This window comes from Dermabacter vaginalis (assembly GCF_001678905.1).
In the GTDB taxonomy this organism is placed as follows: Bacteria; Actinomycetota; Actinomycetes; order Actinomycetales; family Dermabacteraceae; genus Dermabacter; species Dermabacter vaginalis.
In genome coordinates this window covers 491,448-509,846 of the sequence record NZ_CP012117.1, presented here as the reverse complement: position 1 = coordinate 509,846, position 18,399 = coordinate 491,448, and the positions used below count along the sequence as shown (strand labels likewise).

Below are 18,399 nucleotides of genomic sequence, written 5' to 3'. Positions count from 1 at the left end.
GGAAGTACCGACCACCACCGCAAAGGAGCACCCATGAAAGCCCTCATCCTCAACGCCTCGATCTACGGGCACTCCGGCCGATACGCCGAGATGGTCGCGAGCGCCCTCACGGATGCGGGCTGGGACGTGCACACCCTCACCACCAAAGGATTCACCGTCGAGGCGGCAACAACGACGCTCGGAGGTGAACCCGACCTCGTCGTGTACGCGGGCGGCAATTATGCGGGCAAGCTCCACGACGTCAAAGCCTTTGTGAACGCCGCGCACGCCTTCACGAACGCACGCCTCGTGCTGCTCTCCGTAGCCTGGGCTGACCCGAGCCGCACCGAGGACGTCGAGAAGGTGCATCGCGCGAACCTCCCGAGCGACGTGTATGAGCGCACCGAACGCTTTCACGCGCGCGGCGGCCTCGCCCACTCCAAGGTGTCTTTCGCCCACAAGGCTGCCCTCACGGGCGTGCACGCCTTCATGAAGGCGACGCCCGCGAGCAAACGCCACGCGAACGACCAGGAAATGCTCGACACGTGGGGCACGGACACCGACTTCGTCAAGCGCGAGAACATCGAGCCGTTGCTCAAAGCGCTCCTCGGCTGACCCTCCAGGCGCGAGGCTAGCGCCGCCGCACCGACACACACAAAGAAGGCTCCGCGCCCACCCGATACGGGTGTGCACGGAGCCTCGCGATCACACGCGGAAGGTTACAGTGCCTTCGAGATCGCCTCGACCGACGTCTTCGCATCGCCGAGCAGCATGTCCGTGTTCTCGTTGAAAAACAGCGGGTTTTGCACGCCCGCGTAGCCGGCACCCATCGAACGCTTAAACACGACCACGTGCTTCGCCTCCCACACCTTCAGCACGGGCATGCCCGCGATCGGGCTGCCCGGCTCCTCGGCAATCGGATTCACCGTGTCATTCGCGCCAATCACGAGCACGACATCAACGTCGCCGAAGTCGTCATTCACCTCGTCCATTTCCAGCACGATGTCGTAGGGAACTTTCGCCTCGGCAAGAAGCACGTTCATGTGCCCGGGCAAGCGGCCTGCCACCGGGTGAATACCAAACGTGACATCCACGCCATGCTCGCGGAGCTTCTTCGTCAGTTCCGCGACGGGGTACTGCGCCTGTGCCACAGCCATCCCGTAGCCGGGAGTGATCATGACCGTCGAGGCGACCTTGAGAAGCTCGGCCGTCTCCTCAGGCGTGATCTCGGTGTGCTGACCGTAATCACGCTCGACGGTGGAGGCGCCACCGTCGGAACCAAACCCGCCGAGAATCACCGAAATGAACGAGCGGTTCATCGCCTTGCACATGATGTAGCTCAGGTACGCACCGGACGAGCCGACGAGCGCACCCGTGATGATGAGCAGGTTGTTGCCGAGCATGAAGCCCGCAGCCGCCGCGGCCCAACCCGAGTAGCTGTTGAGCATCGAGACGACGACCGGCATGTCGCCACCGCCGATCGCCGCCACAAGGTGGAAGCCAAGGAAGAGCGCAAGGATCGTGAGCAGGAGAATCGAGGCCCAACCGGCAAAGCCCTCGCCGCCACTCGCCATGAACACGATCGCGAGAACGAGCGAGAGAACGAGAACGCCGAGGTTGATCCAGTTGCGGCCCGGAAGCATGAGCGGCGCGCCTTTGATCTTCGCCGAAAGCTTGAGGTACGCCACGATCGAGCCCGTGAACGTCACGGCGCCGATGAAAATACCGAGCGCCACCTCGCCCAGATGGAAGGTCTCCATCGCGGGCGAAATACCGTACGGATGCAGGAAGCTATTGAAGCCGATCAGCACCGCCGAAAGGCCCACAAACGAGTGGAGCATGGCGATGAGTTCGGGCATGCCCGTCATCTCCACCTTTTTCGCGAGCGGAATGCCGACGCCAGCGCCGATACCCATCGCGAGAATGATCAGGATGAGCGTGACGATCGGGCCATTGAAGTGCTCGGGATCCACCTGCGAGTTCGCGAGCGCACGCGCAATCGTGGCCACAAGCGCAATGGCCATACCGGCCGCACCAAAAATGTTGCCGCGCTTCGCGCTCTTTTGTGCGCTGAGCCCCACGAGCGCGAGGATGAAGAGAATGGCCGCGGCAATGTACGCGAGGGTCGTGAGCCTCAGCGTCCAATCAATCAGCTGCATGTCCATCGATCAGCCCTCCCTCGAAAACATGGAGAGCATGCGGTGCGTGACCGTGAACCCGCCAAAAATGTTGATGCTCGCGATCACGATCGCAATGAACGACAGGATCGCCACGGCAATATTCGCGCTGCCCACCTGCAAAATCGCGCCCACGAGAATGATCCCGGAAATCGCGTTCGTCTCGCTCATGAGCGGCGTGTGCAGCGAATGCGTGACCGACGTGATCACGTAGTAGCCCACCACGATCGCGAGCATGAGCACCATGTACTGCTCCGCCACCTGGAAGGGGCTCGCAAGCACAAGCGCCACTCCGAGGATTCCGCCGATGATCGCCGCGATAGTTCCCGCGTGGGTTTTCTTCGCTTCGGGCGCTCCGGCGGGAGCCGGTGCCGCTTCGGGTGCGGGTGCAGGCGCCGCTGACACCTTCACGGGAGGCGGTGGCCACAGCACATCCGCCTCACCATCGTGCGCGAACGTCACCGTGATGCCGCGAACGATCGTGTCCTCGAAATCAAGCATCATCACGCCATCCTTCTGGGGCGTCACGAGCTTCATGAGATTCACGATGTTCTGGCCATACAGCTGGCTCGCTTGGCCGGGGAGCCGGCCCGCGAGATCGGTGTGGCCCACGATCGTCACGCCATTGTCGGTCTGGTAGACCTCGCCGGGTTTTGTGAGTTCACAGTTACCGCCGTTCGCGGCGGCCATATCCACGATCACCGAGCCGGGCTTCATGTTCTGTACATCCGCGGCGGTGAGAAGCACCGGCGCCTTGCGGCCCGGGATGTTCGCGGTCGTAATGACGATGTCCGCCTCGGCTGACTGCTGCGAATAGAGCTCCGCGGCCGCCTTCGCTTGGTCCGCCGTCATCTCCTTCGCGTAGCCATCCTCCGACTTCTCCGTCTTCGCCGGGATCGCCACGAACTCCGCGCCCATCGACTCGACCTGCTCGGCAGCCTCGGGGCGAAGATCGGTAGCCTTCACGATCGCGCCCATCGAATTGGCCGTGCCAATCGCGGCGAGACCCGCAACGCCAGCACCAATCACGTACACGTTCGCGGGCGGCACCTTGCCGGCCGCCGTCACCTGGCCCGTGAAGAGACGCCCAAAATTGCTCGCGGCCTCGATGACCGCGCGATAGCCGGCGATGTTCGCCATCGAACTGAGCACGTCCATCGATTGCGCACGCGAAATACGCGGCACCGCATCCATCGCGAGCGCCGTGAGTCGATGCTCTTTCAGTTCGTCAATGAGCTCCGGGTTGCGCCCTGGGGCCATGCGGGAAATGAGCACGGCACCGGGAAGCATCTTTTCGCGCGTCTCCCGCGGCGGCGTGTCAAGGGTCGTGACGATATCGGATTGCCACACCTCCTCCCCTACGATCTCGGCGCCAGCGTCGGCGTAGGCGGCATCGAGGTAAGAGGCGCGCTCTCCAGCGCCGCGCTCCACCACGACCTCGTAGCCAAGCTTGAGAAGCTTGCGAACGGTGTCGGGCGTGGCGGCAACGAGCGGCTGATCCTCGAGGGTTTCTCTCGGGATTCCGATTCGCAATGTCACTCCTTAGTGAAAGGTGGCCCATGGGGCGCATGTGGCCTGCTACGAATCTACCCCGTGTGCGCAAGGCGTACGGCCCGAAACTCTCGAGGGTCGAGAAAAACTGCGCCTCACTCCTGAGAGACGGGTACCCGGGCGGTCGCCGGGCCCCTCTCGCTCAGAGCTTCGTGATCGGCGCATAGCGCACGAGAAGGCGCTTTTTGCCATGAGGATCGCGGAATTGGACCTCGACCTGGAGCTTCTCCCCTACACCGCTTGCGGAGATCACGGTGCCCATACCGAAGCTGTCGTGGGTGACCCGATCGCCGACCTCGAGATTCGGAATCTCGCTCGCCGTTTTCGCCTTCTTGCCCGAGCCGAAGCTCGGCCTCGATACGTCGCGTCGGCCACCGCCCACGCCGAGACCCGTGACGGATGGGCCGCGCTTGCTCGAGCCGCCAAAACCTCGGGAGCGACCGGAGGCGCCCCAACCGTCGGAACCAAAACCGCCACCAACATCCGCGTACGCGCGCGCATTGCCCGCGCGCGCCACGTGCACGAGAGCCTCGGGGATCTCTTCAAGGAAGCGGGAGGCGGGGAAGAATTGCGGCGAACCCCACGCTGCACGCACGCTTGCACGCGTGAGGAACAGGCGCTCCCTCGCGCGGGTAATGCCCACGTACGCGAGGCGCCGCTCCTCCTCGAGCTCCTTCGGATCGGCGAGGGTGCGCTGATGCGGGAACGTGCCATCCTCCATGCCGGTAAGGAACACGATCGGGAACTCGAGGCCCTTCGCGGTGTGGAGAGTCATGAGGGTGACGAATTGATCCTCGCCCTCGGGGATCTGATCGGAATCAGCAACGAGGGAAACTTTTTCGAGGAACTGATCAACGAGCGAGCCGGTGGAGGCATCGTTTTCTATCCCCGCTTCGTCATCGAACTCGGACGCCGCGGCCTCGGCAGCGGCGAGATCCGCTTCGAAATCGGCGGCGACGCTCACGAGTTCCGCAAGGTTCTCGAGGCGGGATTCGTCTTGAGGATCGTCGCTACTTTGAAGGGAGGCATAGTAGCCACTCTCGGTCAGGATCGATTCGAGTACCTCGCTTGGGCCCTCTCCCTTTTCCACCTGCTCGCGCCCACGGGACATGAGGGCCACGAACTTCTCGATCGCACCGAGGGAACGCGTCGCAATTCCCGGGGCCTCGCTCGCGCGTTCAAGGGCCTCGCCAAAGCTGATGCGCTCCTGGTCAGCAAGAACGGAGATGGCTGCCTCGGCCCGCTCCCCGATACCGCGCTTCGGCGTGTTGAGAATGCGGCGAAGGTTGATCTCATCCGCAGGGTTCGTGAGCACCCGCAGATACGCGATCGCGTCTTTGATTTCCCGTCGCTCGTAGAAGCGCGTGCCACCCACAACCTTGTACGGGAGTCCCACGCGGATGAGCTGATCTTCGAGCGCGCGCGATTGCGCATTCGCGCGGTAAAACACGGCGATGTCCCCGGCCTTCGCACCCCCGTCGATCAAGGCGTCGATCTGGCGAGTGATGTAGCGGGCCTCGCCCTGCTCGTCGTCGGCAACATACAGCGTGATCTGCTGGCCATCGCCCTGGTCAGTCCACAGCTTCTTAGGCCGCCTGCCCTGGTTTTCCTTGATGACCGCGTTGGCGGCACTCAGGATCGTTTGCGTGGAGCGATAGTTTTGCTCGAGCACGATCGTGCGGGCGCTCGGGAAGTCTTCTTCGAACTCGATGATGTTGCGGATCGTCGCGCCGCGGAACGCGTAGATCGACTGGTCCGAATCGCCCACGACAGTGAGGTCAGCGCCAGGGTCATCGCCCACGAGTTCGCGCACGAGCCTGTATTGCGCGGTATTCGTGTCCTGATACTCATCCACGAGAACGTGCCGGAACCTGCGGCGATACCCTTCGCGAATCGCCGGATTTTCGGCGAGCAGCCGCACGGTCAGCGCGATCAGGTCGTCAAAGTCCACGGCGTTCGCCGTGCGAAGCCGCTCCTGGTACTGCGTGTAGATTTGTGCGATCGTGCGTTCGGCGGGATTTTTCGCGTTCTCTGCCTGGGCCGCATACTCCTCGGGCGTCACGAGCTCATTCTTCAGCGAAGAAATTTTCGACTGGAAAGCACGCGGCGGATGCTGCTTCGAATCGAGCCCCAGATCCTTCGCGATGTTCGTGATGAGCCGCTTCGAATCGGCGGAGTCGTAAATCGAGAAGGTCGACTTGAGCCCCGCTGCCGCGGCATCACGCCGCAAAATGCGCACGCACGCCGAGTGGAAGGTCGAGACCCACATGTAGCGAGCCGCAGGCCCGATGAGGGCCTCGACCCTCTCCTTCATTTCCGAGGCAGCCTTATTCGTGAAGGTAATCGCGAGAATCTCACCGGGAAGCGCTTCGCCGCTGCGCAGAAGGTGCGCGATGCGGCGCGTGAGCACGCGAGTTTTACCGGAACCGGCGCCGGCCACGATCAAGAGCGGGGAGCCGCGGTGCTCAACGGCGTCGCGCTGCGGCGGATTGAGGCCCTCAACGATCTCCTCGAGTGCTCCCTCGTCACGACCGCCCCACGCCGCGAAGTTTTCGTGGCACACGGGCTCGGGCTCTTCGGGAACCGGCTCAAAGCGTGGGCTCGGCTCGTCACCGTGCGGTTCCGACGCCTCCTCGCCAAACGCCGTCTCCCAATCCTCCGGCGGGGCATCCTCGGAAAAATCCCACTCATCGGGAGGCGGGCAGGCGTCAGACTCTCCCCGCGCACTCCCACTGGCAGCCGAGCGTTCCGCCTCGGCGTCACTCACCGGGCTCCCAACACCCGGACCGCCATCGCTACCGCCGCCCCTGCCGTTCTTGCCGTTCCCGCTCTCACCGAGCGCACGGAAGGATTCCGGAAGCGGGAAATCATCGAAAAGCGAGGACATTCATGAACCTTCATTAGCGGTGTGGGTCGGGCGGCGAGTCAGGCGAGTTGAACCCTACCCCGCTCCGGCCGGGGCGATGCGGACGGTTTGCCAGTTACATGAACACGCCGATGGCGATATTCACGACGATACCCACGGGGATCGCGAACCACACGGGCGCGGGCGTTGCCTCGCGCTTCTTGATCGCGATGAACGCGCACACCGCCACAATGATCGACAGCACGAGTTTGATGCCGATCGCCATGTGGTTGATACCCATGCCACCCGTGATCGCGATAATGGCCGCGATTAGGCCGAACACGGGAGCAGCGGCGGCCATGTGCGCCATGCCGGGAAGCGGCTGGCGATTCTTCACAGCGGCGATCCACATGCCGAACGCGCCGGCCCAGCAAAGGACGTGCAAGAACACGAAAATCATCATGAGTGTGTACATGCCTCCACTCTACGAAAGGGGTGAGACATTTAAACTCAAGGCCGCCCGCGATGGTCAGCCGCATCACGTCACCGGCGCACGGCTTTCTGCAAGAATGGTCCGCGATGAACGAGTCCTCCACCCCCACTCCACTCACCGCGCGGCAGAAACGCCGCCACGCGCTGCTCGCCGCACTCTCCGTCGTGATCGCCGCGATCGTGATCGTATGGCTCATTCCGCGCGCTGTGGACACGTCGTGGCCGCACATTTTCGCGTCATTCGACGGGATCAGCTGGTGGTGGATTCTCTTTCTCATCGCCGTCGCGCTCGTCGTTCTCGCGATCGATTCCGTGGGTTTTTCCGCGTGCTTCCGCGGAGTGAGCCTCAGAGCCGCCGCGGAAACCAACGCTGTCGCGCAAGCGGTCACCGTCGTCGTGCCCATGGGCTCGACCATTTCTCTCGGACTCATCTACGCGCGCCTCAAACGCGCCGGCCTCCGGGCTAAGACGATCGCTTCGGGCACGATGCTCGCGTCGATCGCCGACGTTCTCGCGCAGATTCTCTTGCCGATCCTTGCCGTCGCCCTCGTGGCACTTTCCCCGCTCGACATTCCGCTGTGGGGGCGCGTTGCCCTGCTCATTGCCGCCGCGCTGGCCCTCGGTCTCACGAGTATCGCTCTCGGATTCGTCTCGAGCGAAAAGCTCCTGCGGAAGGTTCTCGAGCGCGTGCAAAAGATCGTGGATGCCTTCAACGAGGGCTTCGGCGGTCAAAGCCGAGACCTCGTGACTCCCGCTCTCGACACACGCGCGATGGCGGTCGCCGACGCCCACGGCTCTCGCGTCGTGATCCTTGGCGCACCTACCCTTGCACGCCTCGCGCAAGGTGTGGCCTTCATCGCGTGGTGCACGCTCGGCTACGGGTTCGAGATCAGCCCGCTGGTGCTTTTCGGGATCTATGCGCTCAGCCGACTCCTCTCGCTCATTCCCCTCACGCCGGGCGGAATCGGCGTGATTGACGTGGGAGTGGCGTGGGCACTCGTCCACTGCGGCGCTCCGAACGCCGCGGCCGTCTCATGCGCGCTGGCGTTCACGTTGAGTCAGGTACTCACGCCTGCCCTCGCCGGGGCACTTGCCATCCCGCTCGGCGTTCGCGATGCGCACGCCGATGCCGAAGCCCGGCAGGGCTAAAGCCCGCGAGAATCCATGAATGTCGCGAGCGCCGAAAAGAACAGCTTCCTCGGGGCCTCGAAGGCCAGTGCCATGTCGTGCGTCGCACCCGGAATCCGGGCAATCGTGAGATCACTCCCCGCATTGTGCGCGTTCGACACCTGGTGCTCAACGTTCAAGATCGCATCGCTCGTGTAGGCGCGTCGCGTGAACACCGGCCCGAGCGCCGATCGCGTTGAGGCGGTCATGAAGATCGGCTCGTGAATATCGAGCCCGCGCGCGAGTTGGGACTGGGCGCGCGCCACGGCCGCGAGCGTGCACGCCGGCATCGGGAACGACTCGAACGGTTTATACGGCACATGCCAATCCCACTGCCCGCCGAAATTCGCGTGGAGCGTGCGGGCATAAAAATCAGGCATCCCCGGCACCACCGTGTGCAACGGGCGCGCGCGTGCGAGCATCTCAAGCTCGGGCAGCAGTACGCGCCTCACAGTGGGCCCGCCGTGCAACTCGAGCCACGGGGAATTCAGCAGCAGGGCCGACGCTTGCCCGGGGTGCCTTGCCGCCCACGTCACCGCGGTAAGGCCACCCGTCGAATGTGCATAGATCACCGGTTTTTTCGGGTCGAGACCGCGCCCTCGCACATCGGCGCTCGCCATCTCGATCGTGTCGCCGATTTCCTCCTCGTAGTCGGCGAGATCACCGATTGCGGTGGCCACATCACCATCGCGCAGGGAGCGGCCATTGCGACGCAGGTCGATCGCCCAGAAATCGTACCCGCGATCATTGAAGAAGCGGGCGACGTGCGGGTGGAAGAAGTAATCGGACCACCCGTGCAGGTAGAGCGCGATCGCCCCCGTCGCGAGGTCTTCCGGGGCGCGACGCGCGATCGTCGTGAAGCCGCACGGCCCGAAAGAGTCCTCGCCAAGGTCGTGGTGGGCGATCTCGAAGCCGTCGCTGAGAAGCGCCGAGTCATCGACGGGCGGGTACGTACGGTCATGGCGGGCAGGCATCGCTGAGGGCTTCTTTCGTTGGTTCTCGCACTCGAGGGCGCATCTCTGCGCTCGTCGTTCCGCCCGTCGCACTGGGCCTTCTGGGGTGTGACGTGATCCCGCACGGGCGTGCCTCTACTTTAAGTCCCAGGCGCCGCAGTGTAACCTAGAGTCCGAAACTTACTCTCCAGGGGCGAAAATCGCCCGCATGTTCGACGCACAGGGGGTCGTACCTATGGGTCGTGGCCGTCAGAAAGCCAAGCAGGCCAAGATTGCTCGGGACCTCAAGTACTACAGCCCGCCTACTGATCTCAATGCGCTCCAGCGCGAATTGAGCGGGAAAAAGAACGAGTCCGCGTCGTGGGACGAAGACGACCGCTACGAAGACAAGTGGGCGAGCGAATACGACGATTGGGACGACGAGGACGAGGAGTCCTAACCCGCCCTTCTCTTTTGTAGATTGACGCCGCTACACGAACATCATTCGCGTGAATGACCGCCGTGCAGTGGCGTCAATTTTTTGATGCCGAGGGGAGGCGAGAGGCAACGACGGGCGCGCGATCCGCGCCACCCCACCCGCCCCACCCAACTGGATTGCATAGGGTTTGTGGGGGTTTCACGAGCACACCAAACCCCCACAACCCCTATGCAATTCGGGGATCGGATTTTTTCAGGCCGTCACGAGCACGGGACCGCCGTGAGCCCCCTTCGCCCCCTGCACGAGCACGTCATTCTCACCACGCGGCTTCGGCAACGTTTCGCGCCGGGCAACCTCGCCGATCACCCGCGAGCGCACGCCCTCGGCCTCGAAGAGTCGCACGATCTCATCCGCACTCTCGGCGCTCGCGACCGCGACCATGCCAAGTCCCATGTTGAGAGTCGCCTCGAGATCCGCGAGCGGCACACTCCCCCACTTACCAATCATGTGGAACACCGCGCCCGGCTCCCACGAGGCACGCCTTACGTGCGCGCCGCAGTCGGTGGGGATCACGCGGGCAAGGTTGGCAGCAAGCCCGCCGCCCGTCACGTGCGAGAGTGCGTGAAGTTTTCCGACGCCTGCCTGCTCAAGCACGCGCAAAATCTGCGCGCTGTAGATGTGAGTCGGGGTGAGGAGTTCCTCGCCGAGAGATTTCCCGAACTCCTCGATGTGCTGCTCGAGGCTCAGTCCGGCGCGATCCACGACGGCGCGTACGAGGGAATACCCATTGGAGTGGAGCCCGCTCGAGTCCATGCCGATGAGCACGTCGCCAGCGCCTACGCGCTCGGCGCCGAGCATGCGGGAGGCCTCGACGACGCCGACGGCGGCACCCGCCACGTCGTAGTCGTGCTCACCCATGAGACCGGGGTGTTCAGCGGTTTCGCCACCCACGAGCGCCGTTTCCGCGAGGACGCAGCCTTCGGCAATGCCGCGCACGATGTCGGCAATCCGCTCCGGGTGCACCTTGCCGCACGCGATGTAATCGGTCATGGCGAGGGGCTTCGCGCCGCTCACGACGATGTCGTCCACGACCATTGCCACGAGATCCTGCCCGATTGTGTCGTGGATGTCGAGGGCCTGCGCGATCGCAATCTTCGTGCCTACGCCGTCGGTGCTCGAGGCGAGCAGGGGACGCTCATAGTTCTTGAGTTCGCTCACGTCGATGAGGCCCGCGAAGCCGCCCACGCCATCAACGACGCTCGTGCCGTGCGTCTTTTTCACGGCAGCTTTCATGAGTTCGACGGCGCGGTCGCCCGCGTCGGTGTCGACTCCGGCCGCGGCGTAGGTGAGGCCTTGGTCTTCGCGTGCGTCAGTCATTTCTGAACCTCCTTGTCGGCCATGCCCAGCAGTTCGCGGCCTTCGGAATCGGGGGCGGGCAGAGGGATCGGGTATTCACCCGTGAAGCATGCGGAGCACAGTTCGCGTGGCACCTGGCGCGTGGCGCGCACCATGCCGTCGAAGCTGATGTATCCGAGGGAGTCAGCGCCGATAGAGCGGCAGATTTCTTCCGTATCGAGACCGTTGGCAATGAGCTGGGCTCGGTCGGCGAAGTCGATGCCGTAGTAGCAGGGCCATTTGACAGGCGGCGAGCTGATGCGCACGTGCACCTCGCTCGCACCGGCCTCGCGCAGCATCCGCACAACGGCCCGTTGCGTGTTGCCGCGCACGATCGAGTCGTCGATCACCACGAGCCGTTTGCCTTCGATGACCTCGCGCAGCGGATTGAGCTTGAGGCGAATACCGAGCTGTCGCAGCGTTTGCGTGGGTTGAATGAAGGTGCGGCCCACGTAGGCGTTTTTGACCATGCCCTGGCCGTAAGGAATACCGGATTCTTGCGCGTAGCCGATCGCGGCGGGCGTACCCGATTCGGGCGTGGGGATCACGAGGTCGGCTTCAACGGGGTGTTCGCGCGCGAGTTCGCGGCCCATCTCGATGCGGGATTCGTTGACGCTTTGCCCATTGAGGTTCGTGTCGGGGCGCGAAAGGTAGACGTACTCGAACACGCAGCTCTTGCGCGCGGGTTCACATACTTGCTCGCAGCGCAGGCCGTCCTCGTCGATCGCAATGAGCTCACCCGGGGCGACCTCGCGCACGAAACTCGCGCCGCAAATGTCGAGCGCGGCAGTTTCGGAGGCCACCACCCACCCGTTCGCGAGGCGGCCGAGCACGAGCGGGCGGATACCCTGCGGATCCCGTGCCGCGTACAGGGTTTTTTCGTTCATGAGCACGAAGCAGTAGGCGCCGCGGATGCGGCCCATGAGGTCTTTGATGTTGTCCTCGAGGCTGCCTTCGTGGTTGAGCAGCGCCGTCACGATCGCCGTGTCGGTCGTGTTGCCCTGTTTGAGTTCGCCAATCTTCGAGTCGCCGTGGCGTTCATGGAGAAGTTCGAGCAGCTCGAGTGTATTCACGAGGTTGCCGTTATGGGCGAGGGCGATCGTACCGTCGGGGCGCGGGCCAAGCGTTGGCTGAGCGTTCACCCAGTGGCTCGCGCCGGTCGTCGAGTAGCGCGTGTGGCCCACGGCCATGTGTCCCTGGAGGGTTTTGAGGTTGCCTTCGTCGAACACTTGGGACACGAGGCCCATGTCCTTGTATACGAGGATTTGCTCGCCGTTCGAGGTCGCGATGCCCGCGGATTCTTGCCCGCGGTGTTGAAGCGCGTACAGCCCGAAATAGGTGAGTGTGGCAACGTCTTCCCCTGGCGCGAACACGCCAAAAACGCCGCACTCGTCCTGCGGGCGGCGATCGTCGGGAAGGAGGTCGTGAGTGAGTCGTCCGTTCGCGGGTAGCACCAACCCAGTCTAATACGGCTCACGCCTCACGTGAATTGCAGAGGGGTTGTGGGGGTTTTGCCACGAGTTCGCCACGAAGTTGCCACGAAGCTGCCATCAGGCCCGACCAATTGCATAGAAGTTGCGGGGGTTTGATCCGCTCCCGAAACCCCCACAACCCCTATGGAATCCAGGTAGGTACTCTATTTCGCGCGAGCGCGCTCGAGCACCCAATCGATGATCACAGCAACGAGGGCAAGGCCCACTCCCACAAAAAGTACGCCGTAAAGCGCCGCAATCACGAGCGGCGCAAATTCGAATACGCCCCTGAACATCCCCCACACGAGTCCCGAGACCGCGCCGATCACGAGGGCAAGAACAACCCATCCGCCAAGGTTCATGCGGCGCTCGCGGCGCACGAAAAGAGCGGTGGGCTGAGGCGATTCGGGGCTCTCGGGCGAATCAGAGCCCTGGGGAGCGCAGACGGCTTCGCTTTTCTCGTGCTCTTCGGGCGTGTTCTCGCTCATCACGTGTTAGTTCTCCTCGGTCGTAGTGGAGCGCCCGGAGCTTTCTCCAGCGGCGATTCTCCTGGCGATCGGCACGGGCAGGATTTCGGATAGGTCGCTACGCTCGCCCGAGGCACTCACGCCGCCACCTTTCGCGCGGCCCTCCGCCCAGGTCAGTTCGCCGGTGGCGAGGCGCATCCAGGTCGCGGCATTCATCTCGACGACCGCGGGCGGCGTGCCGCGCGTGTGGCTCGTGCCTTGGATGATTTGCACGGCGCCAAACGGTGGTACTCGCACTTCAACGGCACCGCCGGGGTAGTCCTCGGCGAGCACCTGGAGGGTGAAGCGCACCGCGAGCGCGAGGGTTGCCCGCGGCGTGTTTTCGCGGCTCTCGCACCAGGCACGGATCGCGGCCACGCCGTCAGAAATCGAGATCGCCTTACGCGCAGGCACCGTCGGACTCCTCCCCCGCGAGGCGTGCCTCGCCGGGAATGAGCGAGTGCACCGCGATCGTGTCATCGCGGTCCGGGCCGACGCCGATCGCCGAAATGCGACACCCTGCGAGCTCCTCGAGCCGGCGCACGTAGTTTTGTGCCTCGATCGGCAGCTGCTCGAACGTGCGAGCCTTCGAGATGTCCTCGCTCCACCCGGGCATCGTCTCGTATACGGGCTTCGCGTGGTGGAACTCGGTTTGCGTCATGGGCATGTCTCGGTGGATTTCGCCATCGATCTCGTAGGCGGTGCAGATCGGCACCTCGTCGAGACCCGTGAGAATGTCGAGCTTCGTGAGCACGAGATCGGTGAAGCCATTGATGCGCACGGCGTGGCGAATCATGAGGGCGTCGTACCAGCCGCAACGGCGCGGGCGCCCCGTATTGACGCCCACTTCGTGGCCCTTCTGCTGAAGGTATTCGCCCCATTTATCGAAGAGTTCCGTGGGGAACGGGCCAGCGCCCACGCGCGTCGTGTACGCCTTGACGATGCCGATCGCGCGATCGATGCGCGTCGGACCGATACCGGAACCCGTGCACGCGCCACCCGCGGTGGGGTTCGAGCTCGTCACGAACGGGTACGTGCCGTGGTCCACGTCGAGGTAGGTCGCTTGGCCGCCCTCCATGAGCACGAGCTCACCTCGGTCGAGCGCCGAGTTCAGCATCTCGGTCGTGTCCACGACCATGGGGCGGATCCGCTCGGCGTAGCGCAAAAGGCCCGCCACGATCTCCTCAACTTCCACGGCCCGACGGTTGTAGAGCTTCACGAGCACACCGTTCTTTTGGCGAAGCGAGCCCTCAACCTTTTGGCGAAGGATCGACTCATCGAAGAGGTCCTGCACGCGGATACCGAGGCGGCCTACTTTGTCCATGTAGGCGGGGCCGATGCCGCGGCCGGTCGTGCCAATCGCGCGCTTGCCGAGGAATCGCTCGGTGACGCGGTCCATCGTCTGGTGGAAGGGGGCGACGATGTGCGCATTCGCGGAGATGCGCAGGTGCGAGGTGTCAACGCCGCGCGATTCAAGCGCGTCGATCTCCTCAAAGAGCGCATCGAGGTTCACGACCACGCCGTTGCCGATCACGGGTGTGGCGTTCGGGGAAAGAATCCCGGCAGGAAGGAGCTTGAGCTCGAACTTTTCACCGTGCACAACGACCGTGTGGCCCGCGTTGTTGCCACCGTTGGGCTTGACGACGTAATCGACGCGGTCGCCGAGAAGGTCGGTTGCCTTTCCCTTTCCTTCATCGCCCCACTGGGCTCCAACGATCACGATCGCGGGCATGACATCTCCTTCGGCGCGTCATCCTGGCGCGCGGTAGCGAAACAGCAAAGACCTATTTTACGCGGGACGAGCGCGGAGGTTAAGGGGCGAGGGTTGTGGCACCACTCAGGCTCGGGTCCGATTCGGCGATGAAGTCTTTGAGTCGCTCTACCTCGCCCGTCTCGCCAATGGCCTCGGCGGCACGCACGAGGTGGAGGAGGCACAGGAGGAAGCCGCGGTTGGGTTCGTGCGAGGCGGGAACCGCGCCCTGGCCTCGCCAGCCGGCGCGACGCAGTGCATCGAGACCGCGATGGTAGCCGACTCGTGCGAACGCGTAGGCCTCGATCACATCGCCGTCAGCACTCGCTTCTTCTGCAAGGAGTGCCCACGCGAGCGGCGAGGTGGGGTGATCGGCAGCGACCTTCTTCGGGTCGTCGCCGTCGCGCTCGCGTACGGGGCGGTCGAGCTCATCGGGGAGGTGAGTGGGCTCGGGGCCGAGGAGGTTACCTCCAAGTTCCGGGCGGGGGCGTGAAGTCGTGTTGTCGCTCATACCTCCACTCTACAAAGAGCGCGTGTCACACACCCTGCACGCCTCACCCTTCAGAAGGGCTCCGCCGTAACCTGCAACAATGGGGGCATGACTGAGACCCTTGACGGTTCCGAGCTTCTCACGGGGCCCCAGGCCGGAGGTGTGCTCGAGGCAGCCGTCACGAACGCTGGTGGCGAACTCGTTGAATGGACACTCGACCACGTCGATCACCGGCCCTCGCGCTCCACGAAAGCCATGTTCCGCACGAAGGTGCGCTGGGTAGAGATCGACGGCCCCGAGGCGGAGCCGCGCGACGAGCTGTTCGGCGTAAGCGCTCATATCGGCGAGCAAGAAAAGAACGTGCTCGCCCCCGAGCAGTCGCTCGTGATGACCGACGGCGACATGAACGTGCGCGTGTGGCGTTACCCGCACGACCCGTGGCTGCCGATGCTCCCGCAGGTGTGCTACCCGGACGTTCTCCATGAAACTCTCGCGCAGCTTGGAGTGGCAACGGGGTATGCGGAAGGCACGCCCGTACCCGTGGAAGTCGTGAGCTATCGTCCCGGTCGCCGCGCCGTGCTCAAGGCCGCCCTTGCCGACCGCAATGTGTTCCTCAAGGTGTTTCAGCCGCACACGACCTCGAGCGTCGTGAATCTCCACCACACACTGCTCGATGCGGGCGTGCCCGTTCCCGCCGTGCTCGGCGCGACCGATGGTCTCGTTGTCCTCGCCGAGCTTCCCGGCACGGTGCTCGCGAAGGCCGTGATCGACGACGGTGCGCAGGCGTGCCACGCCGAGGATCTGGTCGCGATGCTCGATCGCCTGCCCGCTTCCCTCATGAACCAGCCCGTGCGACCGCCGTGGACCGATTCCGCAGAGTTTTACGCGGGTGTGGTCGCTTCGAGCCTCCCCTCGCTCAAGGACCGCCTCGACGTGCTCGTGTACCGCATCGAACTCGGCCTCGCCGATGTGGAACGACGCATTGGACTCGAACCCACCGAGGTTGTCCACGGAGATTTCTACGAGGCGCAAGTGTTCGTGGACAATTCTCGCGTGGTCGGCGTGCTCGACATCGATGGTGTGGGTCCGGGCCGCCGCGCCGACGACCTCGCGTGCCTGTGCGCCCACCTCTCGGTGCTCGGCGACTACGCCAATCAGGGGCGCCTCACCCTCGACATCCACGAGCGCGTCGCCGAAGCAATCCGCACGTGGTACCCCGTTTTTGCGGGCCGCGTGGACCCGCAGGAGCTCGCGCTGCGCGCCGCCGGCGTGGTGCTCTCCCTCGCCACCGGCCCGCACCGCCAGCAGGAAAACGACTGGGAACGCGCCACGGAGGCGATGGTGCGCGTGGCCGAAACGTGGGTGCAGGTCGCCGAATATGGCCCGCACTACGTGGGGCCCATGCCGGGTGGGCTCATTTCCGGTTCCGACGCCACCTCGCCCCGCGACGCTGCTGAGGTTCACGAGGGGCAGCAGGCCTCCGGTATGGCCGACACGGGAGAATCCGTAAGCGAGTTCGAGCCTCCACAGGCTACCGAGCGCTCCCCCATCGTGGTGCCGTCGATCCCGAGCGCCGACACGTCGTTCGCGCACGGCGCCGCTCACTTTGAGCAAGATCCCACGATTCCACTACCGCCCATCCCCGAGCTTTCCGATCACCAGATGGAGATCGCCCTCGATGGCGCGAACGAACACTCTCACGAGCACTTCGGCCGTGCCGGAATCTCGATGTCGCCTCCCACTCCCGTGTATGCGCCGGGCATGCGGCGACACCCGCGTGTGCGCCCCGCGCGCCACACGATGATGGAATCGATGGCGGCGGCGCAACCGTCGGAACCTCGCCCGCGCAATACTCACCGTGCCGATACGGCGGAGCCCGCACCCAAAAACGCCACGCCCGCACCCGAGGACCCACAGGAAGGAGTGCGCTGATGCGCGCAATCGTGCAAAAGGTGACCGGAGCGAGGGTGGAGATCCTCGATGATTCTTCCGCGACACCACCCCGCATGGGCGGCGAGTTTGAAGGTGAGGGGCTCGTGGTGTTGCTCGGCATCACGCACGAGGATGGCGACTCGGCCGTGGAAACCATGGCTCGGAAGATCTGCGAGTTGCGCATTCTCGACGACGAAAAATCCGCGCTCGAGAAGAACGCGCCCGTGATGATCATTTCCCAGTTCACGCTTTATGCGGACGTGCGCAAGGGCCGCCGCCCGAGTTGGAACAAAGCTGCTCCCGGGCCCGTCGCGGAGCCGCTCGTGCAGCAAGTGATCGACAAGGTCCGCGAGCGCGGCCTCACCGTGCACGAAGGCGAATTCGGCGCGCACATGCAGCTGAGTTTCACGAACGATGGTCCTATGACGATACTCATCGAGACCGAGTAGGGTGGAGGCATGACGTACACACTGGTACTGCTCCGCCACGGCGAGAGCGAATGGAATCAAAAGAATCTCTTCACCGGTTGGGTTGACGTGCCCCTTTCTGAAAAGGGCCGCGGCGAAGCCACCCACGGTGGTGAACTCATCAAGGAATCGGGCATTCTCCCGGACGTCGTGCACACGTCGCTTCTGCGCCGCGCGATCATGACCGCGAACCTCGCGCTTGATGCCGCTGATCGCCACTGGATCCCCGTGAAGCGCGACTGGCGCCTCAACGAGCGCCACTACGGCGCGCTCCAGGGCCTCGACAAGGCTGAGACCCGCGACAAGTACGGCGACGAGCAGTTCATGCTGTGGCGCCGCTCGTTCGACGTTCCGCCGCCTGCGATTGAGGCCGGTAGCGAGTTCAGCCAGGACAGCGACCCCCGCTACGAGGGCACCGAGGTGCCGAAGGCCGAGTGCCTCAAGGACGTCATCGCGCGCTTCCTCCCCTACTGGGAAGAGGGCATCAAGCCTGATCTCGCCGCCGGTAAGACCGTTCTCGTGGCCGCGCACGGCAACTCGCTGCGCGCGCTCGTGAAGTATCTCGACGACATCTCGGACGAGGACATCGTTGGCCTCAACATTCCGACTGGGCAGCCTCTCGTCTACGAGCTCGACGAAAACTTCAAGCCCGTCACGAAGGGCGGCCGCTACCTCGATGAGGAAGCCGCACGCAAGGCCGCCGAGGCCGTCGCCAACCAGGGCAAGAAGTAACCCCTCCCCCTTCGAATTCCATAGGGGTTGTGGGGGTTTGGGCGTGAGGCCCGCCCCGTAATCGCTCGGGTTC

At 64.1% G+C, this 18,399-nt stretch carries 17 protein-coding genes; 6 read left to right on the top strand and 11 right to left on the bottom strand.

Translation table 11 applies throughout. The annotated features are described in order from the left end of the window. Window positions 1-33 precede the first annotated feature (33 nt). The gene (locus tag DAD186_RS02015; RefSeq protein WP_065247298.1) at window positions 34-594 is read left to right on the top strand and encodes a flavodoxin domain-containing protein; all 561 of its coding nucleotides are present in this window, start codon (window positions 34-36) and stop codon (window positions 592-594) included. Window positions 595-698: 104 nt separating this feature from the next. On the opposite strand, the gene pntB is transcribed toward DAD186_RS02015, so the two are convergent. The 4 genes from pntB to DAD186_RS01995 form a co-directional block, all read right to left on the bottom strand. Continuing rightward, the gene (gene pntB, locus DAD186_RS02010) at window positions 699-2,144 is read right to left on the bottom strand and encodes a Re/Si-specific NAD(P)(+) transhydrogenase subunit beta (RefSeq protein ID WP_065247297.1); all 1,446 of its coding nucleotides are present in this window, start codon (window positions 2,142-2,144) and stop codon (window positions 699-701) included. A gap of 3 nt (window positions 2,145-2,147) precedes the next feature. Continuing rightward, entirely contained in the window at window positions 2,148-3,689 is a 1,542-nt protein-coding gene (locus DAD186_RS02005) for a Re/Si-specific NAD(P)(+) transhydrogenase subunit alpha (protein ID WP_065247296.1), read from the bottom strand. A gap of 160 nt (window positions 3,690-3,849) precedes the next feature. After that, a complete protein-coding gene (gene pcrA, locus DAD186_RS02000) occupies window positions 3,850-6,594 on the bottom strand; it encodes a DNA helicase PcrA (RefSeq protein ID WP_065247295.1) in 2,745 nt (914 codons plus the stop codon). A gap of 94 nt (window positions 6,595-6,688) precedes the next feature. Continuing rightward, window positions 6,689-7,027 carry a hypothetical protein gene (locus tag DAD186_RS01995; RefSeq protein WP_065247294.1) on the bottom strand — a complete coding sequence of 113 codons (339 nt, stop codon included), beginning with the start codon at window positions 7,025-7,027 and terminating at the stop codon, window positions 6,689-6,691. A 104-nt stretch (window positions 7,028-7,131) separates the two neighbouring features. Between DAD186_RS01995 and DAD186_RS01990 the strand changes: the two genes are divergently transcribed. Beyond that, window positions 7,132-8,193: a lysylphosphatidylglycerol synthase transmembrane domain-containing protein gene (locus tag DAD186_RS01990; RefSeq protein WP_167550753.1), complete on the top strand. Its 1,062-nt coding sequence runs from the start codon at window positions 7,132-7,134 to the stop codon at window positions 8,191-8,193. On the opposite strand, the gene DAD186_RS01985 is transcribed toward DAD186_RS01990, so the two are convergent. Continuing rightward, window positions 8,190-9,185 carry an alpha/beta hydrolase gene (locus DAD186_RS01985; RefSeq protein WP_065247292.1) on the bottom strand — a complete coding sequence of 332 codons (996 nt, stop codon included), beginning with the start codon at window positions 9,183-9,185 and terminating at the stop codon, window positions 8,190-8,192. The two genes, DAD186_RS01990 and DAD186_RS01985, sit on opposite strands and share 4 nt — an antisense overlap. A 214-nt stretch (window positions 9,186-9,399) precedes the next feature. Between DAD186_RS01985 and DAD186_RS01980 the strand changes: the two genes are divergently transcribed. Then, window positions 9,400-9,603, top strand: coding sequence for a DUF3073 domain-containing protein (locus DAD186_RS01980; protein WP_065248675.1), 204 nt, complete (start codon window positions 9,400-9,402; stop codon window positions 9,601-9,603). Between the two features lie 231 nt (window positions 9,604-9,834). Here DAD186_RS01980 and purM read toward each other — a convergent pair whose 3' ends face one another. The 6 genes from purM to DAD186_RS01950 all read right to left on the bottom strand — a co-directional run bounded on the left by purM (window position 9,835) and on the right by DAD186_RS01950 (window position 15,216). Next, window positions 9,835-10,959, bottom strand: a complete 1,125-nt coding sequence (purM, locus tag DAD186_RS01975) for a phosphoribosylformylglycinamidine cyclo-ligase (RefSeq protein ID WP_065247291.1) — start codon at window positions 10,957-10,959, stop codon at window positions 9,835-9,837. After that, window positions 10,956-12,431 (bottom strand): amidophosphoribosyltransferase, encoded by a 1,476-nt coding sequence (gene purF, locus DAD186_RS01970; RefSeq protein WP_082991037.1) that lies wholly within the window; start codon window positions 12,429-12,431, stop codon window positions 10,956-10,958. The genes purM and purF overlap by 4 nt, the downstream gene beginning before the upstream one ends. Before the next feature lie 182 nt (window positions 12,432-12,613). Continuing rightward, window positions 12,614-12,937 (bottom strand): hypothetical protein, encoded by a 324-nt coding sequence (locus DAD186_RS01965; RefSeq protein ID WP_157457068.1) that lies wholly within the window; start codon window positions 12,935-12,937, stop codon window positions 12,614-12,616. Window positions 12,938-12,943: 6 nt separating this feature from the next. Next, window positions 12,944-13,369, bottom strand: a complete 426-nt coding sequence (locus DAD186_RS01960; protein WP_065247288.1) for a sterol carrier family protein — start codon at window positions 13,367-13,369, stop codon at window positions 12,944-12,946. Next, complete coding sequence (locus DAD186_RS01955; protein WP_065247287.1) at window positions 13,356-14,687, bottom strand: adenylosuccinate synthase; 1,332 nt, start codon at window positions 14,685-14,687, stop codon at window positions 13,356-13,358. The genes DAD186_RS01960 and DAD186_RS01955 overlap by 14 nt, the downstream gene beginning before the upstream one ends. 79 nt (window positions 14,688-14,766) lie before the next feature. Further along, entirely contained in the window at window positions 14,767-15,216 is a 450-nt protein-coding gene (locus DAD186_RS01950; RefSeq protein WP_065247286.1) for a DUF3151 domain-containing protein, read from the bottom strand. A gap of 87 nt (window positions 15,217-15,303) precedes the next feature. Here DAD186_RS01950 and DAD186_RS01945 point away from each other — a divergent pair, with 87 nt between their 5' ends. From DAD186_RS01945 to DAD186_RS01935, 3 genes are read left to right on the top strand one after another with little or no spacing between them, the layout of a single operon-like run. Next, window positions 15,304-17,127, top strand: a complete 1,824-nt coding sequence (locus tag DAD186_RS01945) for a phosphotransferase (RefSeq protein ID WP_065247285.1) — start codon at window positions 15,304-15,306, stop codon at window positions 17,125-17,127. Then, window positions 17,127-17,576, top strand: a complete 450-nt coding sequence (dtd, locus tag DAD186_RS01940; protein ID WP_065247284.1) for a D-aminoacyl-tRNA deacylase — start codon at window positions 17,127-17,129, stop codon at window positions 17,574-17,576. Before DAD186_RS01945 ends, dtd begins: the two co-directional genes overlap by 1 nt. A 9-nt stretch (window positions 17,577-17,585) precedes the next feature. Further along, the gene (locus DAD186_RS01935; protein ID WP_065247283.1) at window positions 17,586-18,326 is read left to right on the top strand and encodes a phosphoglyceromutase; all 741 of its coding nucleotides are present in this window, start codon (window positions 17,586-17,588) and stop codon (window positions 18,324-18,326) included. Window positions 18,327-18,399 lie beyond the last annotated feature (73 nt).

Bases quoted from the DNA above. Each gene is read 5' to 3' on its own strand.
- DAD186_RS01995 (WP_065247294.1), bottom strand. From the start codon at position 7,027: ATGTACACACTCATGATGATTTTCGTGTTCTTGCACGTCCTTTGCTGG.
- DAD186_RS02015 (WP_065247298.1), top strand. From the start codon at position 34: ATGAAAGCCCTCATCCTCAACGCCTCGATCTACGGGCACTCCGGCCGA.
- DAD186_RS01965 (WP_157457068.1), bottom strand. From the start codon at position 12,937: ATGAGCGAGAACACGCCCGAAGAGCACGAGAAAAGCGAAGCCGTCTGC.
- DAD186_RS01985 (WP_065247292.1), bottom strand. From the start codon at position 9,185: ATGCCTGCCCGCCATGACCGTACGTACCCGCCCGTCGATGACTCGGCG.
- pntB (WP_065247297.1), bottom strand. From the start codon at position 2,144: ATGGACATGCAGCTGATTGATTGGACGCTGAGGCTCACGACCCTCGCG.
- DAD186_RS01990 (WP_167550753.1), top strand. From the start codon at position 7,132: ATGAACGAGTCCTCCACCCCCACTCCACTCACCGCGCGGCAGAAACGC.
- DAD186_RS01955 (WP_065247287.1), bottom strand. From the start codon at position 14,687: ATGCCCGCGATCGTGATCGTTGGAGCCCAGTGGGGCGATGAAGGAAAG.
- DAD186_RS01980 (WP_065248675.1), top strand. From the start codon at position 9,400: ATGGGTCGTGGCCGTCAGAAAGCCAAGCAGGCCAAGATTGCTCGGGAC.
- dtd (WP_065247284.1), top strand. From the start codon at position 17,127: ATGCGCGCAATCGTGCAAAAGGTGACCGGAGCGAGGGTGGAGATCCTC.
- DAD186_RS01935 (WP_065247283.1), top strand. From the start codon at position 17,586: ATGACGTACACACTGGTACTGCTCCGCCACGGCGAGAGCGAATGGAAT.
- purM (WP_065247291.1), bottom strand. From the start codon at position 10,959: ATGACTGACGCACGCGAAGACCAAGGCCTCACCTACGCCGCGGCCGGA.
- DAD186_RS01950 (WP_065247286.1), bottom strand. From the start codon at position 15,216: ATGAGCGACAACACGACTTCACGCCCCCGCCCGGAACTTGGAGGTAAC.
- DAD186_RS01945 (WP_065247285.1), top strand. From the start codon at position 15,304: ATGACTGAGACCCTTGACGGTTCCGAGCTTCTCACGGGGCCCCAGGCC.
- pcrA (WP_065247295.1), bottom strand. From the start codon at position 6,594: ATGTCCTCGCTTTTCGATGATTTCCCGCTTCCGGAATCCTTCCGTGCG.